General features: G+C 69.4%; 9 protein-coding genes and 2 pseudogenes. 5 read left to right on the top strand and 6 right to left on the bottom strand.

Features of this window, described 5'->3' with window-relative positions; genetic code table 11:
* The first annotated feature begins 350 nt into the window (after positions 1 to 350).
* A pseudogene (locus ACGFSA_RS34225) lies at positions 351 to 1,402 on the top strand (acetamidase/formamidase family protein).
* A 44-nt stretch (positions 1,403 to 1,446) separates the two neighbouring features.
* Positions 1,447 to 2,040, top strand: a complete 594-nt coding sequence (locus ACGFSA_RS34220; RefSeq protein ID WP_393309947.1) for an N-acetylmuramoyl-L-alanine amidase — start codon at positions 1,447 to 1,449, stop codon at positions 2,038 to 2,040.
* A gap of 315 nt (positions 2,041 to 2,355) precedes the next feature.
* Here ACGFSA_RS34220 and ACGFSA_RS34215 read toward each other — a convergent pair whose 3' ends face one another.
* Positions 2,356 to 3,054: an alcohol dehydrogenase catalytic domain-containing protein gene (locus ACGFSA_RS34215; RefSeq protein WP_393309946.1), complete on the bottom strand. Its 699-nt coding sequence runs from the start codon at positions 3,052 to 3,054 to the stop codon at positions 2,356 to 2,358.
* A 40-nt stretch (positions 3,055 to 3,094) separates the two neighbouring features.
* Positions 3,095 to 3,583, bottom strand: a complete 489-nt coding sequence (locus tag ACGFSA_RS34210) for a hypothetical protein (RefSeq protein WP_393309945.1) — start codon at positions 3,581 to 3,583, stop codon at positions 3,095 to 3,097.
* A gap of 218 nt (positions 3,584 to 3,801) precedes the next feature.
* Between ACGFSA_RS34210 and ACGFSA_RS34205 the strand changes: the two genes are divergently transcribed.
* The gene (locus tag ACGFSA_RS34205; RefSeq protein WP_393309944.1) at positions 3,802 to 4,611 is read left to right on the top strand and encodes a hypothetical protein; all 810 of its coding nucleotides are present in this window, start codon (positions 3,802 to 3,804) and stop codon (positions 4,609 to 4,611) included.
* Positions 4,612 to 4,852: 241 nt separating this feature from the next.
* Here ACGFSA_RS34205 and ACGFSA_RS34200 read toward each other — a convergent pair whose 3' ends face one another.
* Positions 4,853 to 5,572: a response regulator gene (locus ACGFSA_RS34200; protein ID WP_393309943.1), complete on the bottom strand. Its 720-nt coding sequence runs from the start codon at positions 5,570 to 5,572 to the stop codon at positions 4,853 to 4,855.
* Positions 5,569 to 6,831, bottom strand: coding sequence for a histidine kinase (locus ACGFSA_RS34195; RefSeq protein ID WP_393309942.1), 1,263 nt, complete (start codon positions 6,829 to 6,831; stop codon positions 5,569 to 5,571). The genes ACGFSA_RS34200 and ACGFSA_RS34195 overlap by 4 nt, the downstream gene beginning before the upstream one ends.
* A 183-nt stretch (positions 6,832 to 7,014) precedes the next feature.
* Here ACGFSA_RS34195 and ACGFSA_RS34190 point away from each other — a divergent pair, with 183 nt between their 5' ends.
* A complete protein-coding gene (locus tag ACGFSA_RS34190) occupies positions 7,015 to 7,338 on the top strand; it encodes a DUF4190 domain-containing protein (protein WP_393309941.1) in 324 nt (107 codons plus the stop codon).
* 143 nt (positions 7,339 to 7,481) lie between these two features.
* Complete coding sequence (locus ACGFSA_RS34185) at positions 7,482 to 8,543, top strand: serine hydrolase domain-containing protein (protein ID WP_393309940.1); 1,062 nt, start codon at positions 7,482 to 7,484, stop codon at positions 8,541 to 8,543.
* Positions 8,544 to 8,837: 294 nt separating this feature from the next.
* Here the strand turns inward: ACGFSA_RS34185 and ACGFSA_RS34180 are convergent, their stop codons facing one another.
* Positions 8,838 to 9,227, bottom strand: coding sequence for a cupin (locus ACGFSA_RS34180; protein WP_393309939.1), 390 nt, complete (start codon positions 9,225 to 9,227; stop codon positions 8,838 to 8,840).
* Between the two features lie 73 nt (positions 9,228 to 9,300).
* Positions 9,301 to 9,579, bottom strand: a pseudogene (locus tag ACGFSA_RS34175) (alpha/beta hydrolase fold domain-containing protein); the annotation flags it as partial.
* Between the last annotated feature and the right edge of the window lie 92 nt (positions 9,580 to 9,671).

Below are 9,671 nucleotides of genomic sequence, written 5' to 3'. Positions count from 1 at the left end.
TGATCGAGACGGCCGTCCTCGTGCCCGCACCCACCCCCCTTCATACCGCTGACCAGCAGCGACGGGCATCGGCAGACCTATCTACAGCTGCCGTAACTGAGCAGGACCCAGCCACGCATGTCGGGGTAGGGACAGGCCACGGATACTGGCCCGGACTACGTCTTCGACCTCAGTCGAACCTCCTTCGACGTCTTCACTCAACACAAGCGACCTCATGTCGCAACGGACAGTTCCAATACCCGACTCCTCCATTAGCCGTCTACCCGACCGAGACGATCGAGGCGCACAGGGCGTTCATCGCCCGCCGCCGGGCCACACGGCCCAGTGGAGAATGCCGGCCCCCACCGAGGATCCCAAACCCTGCTGGCCGAGCGCGGCATGAGCACCATCCAGGCGATCGCGATCTGACCGTGCGCCCCAAGGAGGGCGAGTACGCGTGGACCTTCGGCGGTTCGGCGCCGGTGGCCCGGATCGAGCCCGGCACCTTCCTCGCTGTGTACACGGAGGACTGCTTCGCGGGCCGGGTGCGCTCCGAGAAGGACCTGGTCTCCGCCGTCTGCGAGTTCCCCTTCCTCAACCCGCAGACCGGTCCCTTCCATGTGGTGGGGCGGAGCCGGGCGACACCGTCGCGGTGCACTTCGTGTCGATCGAACCGGCCAGGGACTGGGCGGCGTCCACGACCGTGCCGCTGTTCGGGGCCCTGACGTCCACCCATACGACGGCGTCGTTGCAGGCCCCGCTGCCGGAGGTGCTGTGGATGTGACAGCTGGACCGGGCCCGCCGCGCCTGCCTGTTCAGCGCCCGGGACAGCGACATCCAGGTCGAGCCGCCGATGGATCCGATGCACGGCACGGTCGGGGTGGCTCCGGCCCATCTGAAGGTGCGGTCCGCGCTGGTTCCCGACGTGCACGGCGGGAATATGGACACGCCTGAGATGCGGGCCGGAGTCACCTGCTATCTGGGCGTCAATGCCGAGGGCGCGCTGCTGAGTCTGGGCGACGGACACGCCCGCCAGGGCGAGGGCGAGACCTGTGGGGTCGCGGTAAAGTGCGCGATGAACACCGTGGTCCTGGTCGAGCTGCTGAAGGGAGCGGCGACGCCGTGACCGCGGATCGAGTCGGACACCCATCTCATCTCAACCGGTTCCGCTCGCCCTCTCGAAGACGCTTTCCGTATCTCGCAGTTGGACCTGATGCAGTGGCTGGCACGCGACTACGGGCTTTCCGAACTCGACTCGTACCAACTGGTCGGCCAGGCCGGCGAAGCACCGCTCGCGAACGTCTGCGACACCAACTACACCTGCGTAGCGAAGATTCGCAAGGAGTGGCTGCCCGCGGGCGATCCTCATCGTGGACTGCACCGACACCTCCGCGAGACCGCTACCCTGCTTCCCACCCCCTGACCCCGTACACCGTCTCCCCGTACCCCTCCCCCACAGGAGCGTCGATGCAACGCAGAAGGATTCTTCAGGGCGCTGCGGCGACCGCCGCGGCGGCTCTGCTGCCGGCTTCCACCCGTGCCATTGCTTCAGCGGAGGCGGGCAGCACCGACTACCCGGTCGCGCATTGGACGCCCGCTTCCACGTCCAACTACACGGCCTCGACGCGCTCTTCGTCCTATCCGGTGCAATACGTGATCATCCATGTCACGCAGGAGACCTTCTCGGAAACGATCGGCATCTTCCAGAATCCGGCGAAGCGGGTCTCCGCGCACTATGTGGTGCGCTCGGCGGACGGGTACGTCGCGCAGTGCGTACGGGAGCAGGACATCGCCTGGCATGCAGGCAATTGGGACTACAACACCCGCAGCGTCGGCATCGAGCACGAGGGCTGGGTCGACCAGCCGGCGTACTTCACCAACGCCCTGTACGAGCGGTCCGCTCTGCTGACCGCGTCGGTCTGTGACCGCTACGGAATCCCCAAGGATCGCGCGCACATTCTCGGTCACGCCCAGGTCCCGGGCACCGACCACACCGATCCCGGCCCCAACTGGGACTGGGTGCGCTACATCCGCCTCGTCAACCTCTACAGCACCGGCTGACCCTGCGGCGGGTCCGATGACTCCCCGCATCGAGGTTGTCGCAGAGCCCGGCTGCGACGACGATGGAGGTGCACGAGTCCCCCGGACGGGAGAGTGAGTTGACGGACCCCTGGGTAGCGCCGACCGCCGACACGGACCCCGGCGAACGGCTCGGCGAACTGCGCCACACACACGAGGTGTTCACCACCGCGGGACGGCTGGAACGGCCGCCGGTGTTGCGACGACCCAAAGGCTTGCTGCGGCCGTCACGGGCGGATGAGAACTGCGCCGACCTTGCCGGGCCGTACCGCGTGCTCCACGGCATCGGCCAGTTCGTCAAGGCTGTACGTGGCGGCCACGTCGAACTGGTCCTTGAGCGCCAGGGCGATCTGCTTCGCGGTGGCGACGTCGGATGTCCGCCTCTCGGCGGAGACCTCCCACAGCCAGCGGCCCAGGGTCGCGCCCCGGAGGGTCAGTGACTTGTGCAGCAGCGTCGCGGACGACGTTGATGAGCGGCAGGTTGTGGAACTGGCACACGCCCGTCATGAGCCGCCCGACCGATGAGCCGGCGGCGGTCTGCACCAGAAGACCGTTGTATCCGAAGGCCAGGTGCTCCTCCGCGGCACGACGCAGCATGATCGCGGTGAGCGGGTTGATCAGCATCTGTGCGGCGATCTCGTCCGGCAGTTCGTCGGGCACGGCGACGACCGTGTCGGCGTCCGCTGTGAGCCACTGGGACCACGCTCCTGGATGGGGGAAGAGCGAAACGCGAGCGCCGACCTCTACACCCGGTGCCACGGGCGTGCCGGGACCGATCGCCTCCACCGCTCCGGTGGCTTCCACCCCGCCTGGAACCGGTTCCGCCGCCGTTCCTGGGTGGGTTTCGACGGCCAGGAGATCACCACGGTGTACCGGGAAGGCCGTGGTACGGATGAGGACCTGGCCGTGTCCGGGAGCTCTCGGCTCCGGCTCCTCGATGACGGTCAGGACCTCTGCGGGCGGTCCGCCACGGGTGTAGACGACTCGACGGTTCATGGTTCTCCTCCTGTGCGCTGCTACGGGGGCGGGGCGGGTGTCAGCCGACGTCCTGCAGCAGCAGGTGCTTTGCGCTGAGCGCACCGTCCAGTCGCATCAGTCGCCCGCCCTCCCGCAAGCGGTTCAGGGCTTCCTCTGGGGGCACCTCGGCAACGGCGGCCAGCTCAGCCAGGAGGGCAACAGCGACGGCGGCCAGCTCCCCCACACGGAACTTGACGTCCTGGTCCACCGATTGCCAGTCCTCACCGAGCAAGTGCCGCAACCTGCTCTGAACCTCGATGCTGTGCAGGGTCTCGCTGAACGGCTTGTCAGCGTCGGCAAGCTCTCGGTTGGCGCCTTCCACTACGACGTGCCGGACCGCCTCGACGAGCGGCTTGTTCTTCTTGATCCGTCCCATGGACGGCAGCGTCTCACTGACAACGTTCATGTCGCCGGGCACTGACACTTTCGTGTCGCCCGACACGTCCACCGAGACGTCAAACCCGCGAACGTCCTCCCGTACCGTCAAGCTCTTCGCCGACGCAGCCACCCCAGAAGACCTCTTCCACGGCCAGTGGCAGGGGCGGCCGTCCAAACTCGACGCCTTCAAGCCCTACCGAGCCAGAACCCGAGTTTCGACAGCACCGTGCTTACCTCGGGCCGACTGAGGCACGGTGTCGTCGCTCCTCCGGATCGTTCGCCGCAGCGCGCGTCTTGCCGATCACCCCGGGCCGGCACAGCCTGAAAGAGACGGCCTAGAGTGGCGAAATGTCACTGCCTGCCGACCGGACCGCCCTGGACCTGCTCGATGCACACCTGGAGGCGCTCTGGGACGGAACGGACCTCCCGCTCCCGCAGGGGCCGGTCTGCCTTGCAGCGGCAGGAGGGAGCGAGCTCGCCCTCTGGGCCCTCGACCAACTCCGGCGCATCCCCTGCGAACCGAAGGACACCTTTGCCCGCCAAGTCGGCGGTCTGCTGGCGGAGTTCCGCTGCCGTCGCTGTCCCTGGAACGCGGCGGCGCTGCGGCTGCTCGACGACACGTACACCTTCGCGGCTACCGGCCCCCGGCGGCACGAGGACTGGGCGCACGACGTCCACGCCGTGCTGCACCGGTCGGTTCCTGACCCCCGGGGCTGGGTCCGACTGGACTGGGACCGCACCAACGCCGCCCGCCACACGGTGCCCGCGTACCCCTTCGACCCCCCGGACGCATCAGAGTTCCCCGACCGCCTGTACCCCCTGGAGGCGGAGGCGGCGGTCGCCGCGCTCGCCATCATGGCCGAGAAATGGCAGTCGGAGCCCGCCCCCGTCCGCTCCCGCCCGGACCGGGACGCCGTGCTGGCGAATGCCCGAACCCTGCTCGACCGGTACGGGCCCACCGCGCGCTACTGGACCAACGCGACGGCCGCCGCCTCTGACCCGGCCCCGGACTTCCTCGCAGCAGGCCTCCAGGGCACGGAATCCCATGACTTCCTCACCTCCGAGTACCTCAACGGCCTCGACTTCTTCGAGGACCTGGGCCTGATCGCGGTGACCGACGACGAGGTGGGCGTCTTCTGGTCGTTCGGGGCGTACTGACGACGTTCGGAGAAGGCCACCCGGCGACCGTCCACCACCGCCTTGGCGACCCCGCGGCCGGGCACCGCCGCCGTTGAGGCGGGCCGTGCCCTGGCCGACCGCCTTGGGGTGCCGTTCCACTTCGCCTCCCCGGACGTCCCCGATGACGAGGCCCCGCGCCTCCGGATAGCCCAGGGTCTGTCCGGAGGGGCATGATCGGAAGGTGGACCGAGGAGCTGCGGACGAACGCGGAACTCGGGGACTATTGCTCAAGGAGAGCCCCACCCAACCCCGGCACCACCAGACCGGACTCGTACGCGATCACCACCGCGTGGGTCCGGTTCTGCGCGCCGAGCTTCGTCAGCACATTCCCGACGTGCGTCTTCACCGTCTCCAGGCTCACCGTGAGCGACTTCGCGATCTCCGGGTTGGACAGGCCGGTGGCCATCGACCGCAGCACCTCCTCCTCCCGGTCCGTCAAGGCCGCCCTCGGCAACGCCTCGGCACAGTCCAGCGGGCGGACGGCGACCATGCGGCGCAGTGCCGTCGGGAAGAGGATCGCCTCACCCGCCGCCACCACCCGTACCGCCTCCGCGATCTGCGGGACCGGGCGCCGCTTGAGCACGAACCCGCTGGCCCCCGCGCTGAGCGCGGCGGTGACGTAGCCGTCGTTCTCGAAGGTGGTGATCACCACGACTTTCGGTGGTCCGGCCGACTCGGCCAGCAACTGCCGGGTGGCCTCGATGCCGTTGCACCGTGGCATCCGTACATCCATCAGGACCACGTCCGGCCGCAGCCGCCACACTTGCTCGACAGCCTCGACTCCGTCGGCGGCCTCCCCGACCACTGCGATCCCCGGCTGCGCGCCGAGCAGCATGCGCAGACCGCTGCGGGTCACCTCGTCGTCGTCCGCGATCAGGAGGGTGACGGGGGTGTTGGTGGGGCTGGTGGTGGCGGTCTCGCTCGGGTCGGAGCCGGTCACGCTGACACCCGTACCGGCAGCTGGACCGCCAGCCTCCAGTGCTGTGGCCCGTCCGGGCCGACCTCGATTTCACCGTGCAGCAGCCGTACGCGCTCGGCGAGACCGGGCAGGCCGTGCCCGGACGTCGGGAAAGCACCCGCGCCCGTGCTCAGGCCGGCCCCCGTCCGGTTGACCACACGGAGCTCCAGTACGTCCCGCGCGGCCGCCACCCGGACCTCGATCGGACCGCCCGCCCCGTGCCGCAGCGCGTTCGTGAGCCCCTCCTGCACGATCCGGTACGCCGCCCGGGAGAGCGTGCCCCGCACCTGCGTCAGGTCGCCCGACAGCTCCGCCTCGACCACCGCGCCCGCGTGCCGCAGCCGGTCGAGCAGCTCGGGCAGGTCTTCCAAGGTCCGGGGCGGGGCCGTCTCCGCCTTCTCCTCGCGCAGCACGCCCAGTACGTAGTCCAGGTCCTCCAGCGCGGCCCGGGCCGACTCCTCGATGCTGCGCAGGGCGCCCCGAGCCGCCACCGGGTCGGCGGAGAGCAACTGGCCCGCCACCGCGGCCTGGATCGTGGTCGCTGTCAGCGTGTGTCCGATGGAGTCGTGCAACTCGTGTGCCAGCCGGTTGCGTTCGGCCAGCTGCCGTTCCCGCTCGGCCGCCAGCGCCAGCCGTTCGGCCGACGACGGTCCGAGCAGCCTAGGCGCCAGCCACCGCAGGGCGTACGTCACCACCGCGCACACGACCGCCGCGAGGAGTGCGCAGCCGAGCGCCGCCGCCCAGCCCTGCGGGCCGCCCGCCACCCGCACCGTCCGGCCGAACAGGCTCAGTGCCGCCTCGGCACCGAGCCAACCTCCCGGGAGGGTCAGGGCCGCGATGAACAGCACTCCGCCCACCAGCGCCGCCGTCCACCCCAGTGCCACATGCAGCAGCAGCCAGAGCGGCGTCCGCCAACGGCCGGCGGCGGAAGTCGGCCCGGCGCCGGGTGAGCTCGCGGACCGACGTACGGCCACCGGATCCGGCAACGGCACCCCCAGCAGCCGGCGGGCGGACGCGATGAGAGCCCGCCGCGTGGTGCGGGCCAGCCCGACCCCGCCGATCAGCGCCGCCCAGACCAGCAGGGCCAGAACGGTCTGCACCGCATAGGGAGCGGACGGCCACGCCAGCGCCGGCAGCATGGCGAAAGGCAGCAGCGGAAGGCTCGCCAACGCGCCGCAACAGGCGAACAGCGCGCCCGCATACGTGGAGCCGCGCAGCAGCGGCCGGATTCCCTTGATCATGATCCGTCCAGTATGACGGGGCGGCTGACCTGCTGCCTCCCCCGATCGAGGGAGCACTTTCTCCCGCTTTCCCGCGATGCGCATCCGAGACCCCGGAAGCCAGGATCGTGCCCTGAGCAAGGGACGGGAGTACGGCTGATGAACGCGTCAGGGATCACACAGGGGATCACGCAGGAGACAGGGATGTCGCAGAACAGGAACGGCCTGGCCGTGGCCGCCATGGTGCTGGGCATCATCAGCCTGAGCACCTCGGTCTTCCTCATCGGCGGCCCGCTCGGCGTCATCGGCCTGGTCCTGGGCGTCGTCGCCCTGATCACGACCAAGCGGACCGGCATCGGCCGGGGCAAGGCCATCGCCGCCGTGGTGACGTCGGCCATCGCGATCGCGGTGTCCGTCCTGATCGCCGTCTTCATGGTCTGGTATGCGAACCACACGCAGGAGTGCTATCAGCCCGACAGCTTCCAGCAGTACAAGCAGTGCGTCCGCCAGCAGCTCACCGGAAGCTGAGACCGCGGAATTCCCAATACATACATAGGAGTTGACTCGTGCATATACAGGCTTGGCAGAGGTTTGGTCCGCCCGGCGGGGGGCGAGGTGGTCGGCGCAGGGCGATATCGGCTGCGGCCGCGGTGGCTGTTGGCCTCATGACGATGGGTGCCTTGGCGCCGCCTTCGGCGTCCGCCGCCCGGCCGGACTCCGTCCAGCGGGGTCTGGACGCGCTGGTGCACGACGACGGTCTGCCTGCCGCGCTGGCCGGCGTGAAGGACCGCGAGGGTCACACCCATGACTACACCGCTGGTGTGGCCGACTTGGCCACCAAGGCGAAGGTGCCGGCCGACGGTCAGGTGCGGATCGGCAGCAACACCAAGACGTTCACCGCGGTGGTCGTGCTGCAACTGGTCGGCGAGGGCAAGGTCAGCCTTGACGCCCCGGTCGACACCTACCTGCCGGGACTCGTACGCGGCGACGGCATCGACGGGCGCCGCATCACCGTCCGCCAGCTCCTCCAGCACACCAGCGGGCTTCCCGAATACGGCGACTACCTCGACGACCACGCCATGCAGCACCAGTACTTCGATCCCCGCGACCTCCTCGACATCGCCCTCCAGCACAGGGCCGACTTCGCCCCCGGGACGAAATGGGCGTACAGCAACACCAACTACGTGCTGGCCGGCCTGATCGTCCAGAAGGTCACCGGCCGGCCCCTGGCCGAGGAAATGGAGCAGCGAATCATCAAGCGCATCGGGCTGCGCCACACCTACTTCCCGACCCCCGGCGACATGACCATTCGCGAGCCCTACCCCAAGGGTTACTACCAGGATGCGGCGGGCGCACCCCTGCGGGACTTCACGAAGATCGACCCCTCCTGGGGCTGGGCGGCGGGCCAGCTGATCTCCACCAACTCCGATGTCAACCGGTTCTTCGGTGCGCTCCTGTCCGGGCGCCTCCTCCCGGCGGCCCAGCTCAAGGAGATGCGTACCACCGTCCCCGTCGGGAACACCGGCGCGGGCTACGGCCTCGGGCTCATGAGCCGGCCGTTGTCGTGCGGCGGGGTCTACTGGGGTCACGGCGGTGACATCCCAGGTTACGAGGTCCGGGGCGGCGTCACAGACGACGGCCGCGCCGTCAGTGTCGCCGTGACTGAGATCCCGCCCGACGCGGCAGTCACGGAGCGCCTGGAGGGCGTCGTGGAGAAGGCGCTGTGCCGTTGAGCCGCGCCTCCCGGGGGCGCCAGGATACGGTGGCGAAGACGGGTAGGTGCCGGTCCATTCAGTCGTGGGCGGTCCGGCCGGAGTCACCTCCTGTGCCTCCGGCCGGACCGCCCTGTTCTTCGGCCTGGGGGCGAGCCCGGGGGCCCGAGTGCTACCGGTCACCGTGTGCAGAGCTGTGTGATGCCTGGTCGTGCTCGTGCCCGGCGGCACGGACGAACCACAGGTAGGCACGGACGTGGGCGACGGCCTTTGTCGGGCGTCGCTGTGGATGAGGACCTTATGTGACGGGCCCGGCTAGGCTTCGCTCCGCTTCTCCAGGCGACTGCCGCGTGGAAGGGTGACGGACATGATGTCGCTGGGGCCGTCCAGTGCGATGCGGTGCCATCGCCCGTGCGGGACGATGGCCGCCGTTCCGGCCGTCAGCTTGATCTCCTCCTCCTTCCCACCCGGCTGTTCCGGGCGGAAGTAGAGACGTACCCCGCCGGTAAGGCAGGACACGAGTTCGTCCGCGGCGGAGTGGACTTCCCCATGGTCGCCGTGGACGTCGGCGTCGGTCTCCACATGGAAGGTCATCAACTGCCAGCCGTCCCGCTCGGGGTCGAACACGGGTCGCTCGGCGCGCACCTGGCCACTGGGGTCGAAGTGAATGAAGGAGGAGAAGAGATCGATCGGGGCAGCAGTCACGCCGGGACATCCGTTCTGTGAGTTCGTCCGGTGGCGTGTGGGTACGGGCGCCGGCCTGGTTGGCCTCGGCCGCCTACAGGGCCAGGGCGCGGCGCAGGGCGGCGGTGAGTTCGGCGAGCTGCCGCTGGGACACGCTGGCGGACATGATCGCCAGTGAGCCGTGGAAGGTGCCGGGCCACTGGTGCAGCTCGACCGGGATACCCGCCTGGAGCAGGCGGAGTGCGTAGGTGATGCCTTCGTCGCGGAGCGGGTCGGACTCGGCGGTGGAGATGTAGGCCGGGGGAAGACCGGACAGGTCGTCGGCCCTGGCCGGGGCGGCGTACGGTGTGGCGGGCCGGGCGCCCAAGTAGTGTCAAGCCCCGGGTTTCGTGGACGGTCGGTTAGCTGGTTTTGAGGGCGGGTTGTGGGGTCTCGGGTGATGCGTGGAGGGCTTCGTACTCGGCG

The sequence above is a fragment of the Streptomyces sp. NPDC048496 genome, from assembly GCF_043200055.1.
Classification (GTDB): Bacteria; Actinomycetota; Actinomycetes; order Streptomycetales; family Streptomycetaceae; genus Streptomyces.
This window is presented reverse-complemented; position numbering and strand designations above follow the sequence as displayed.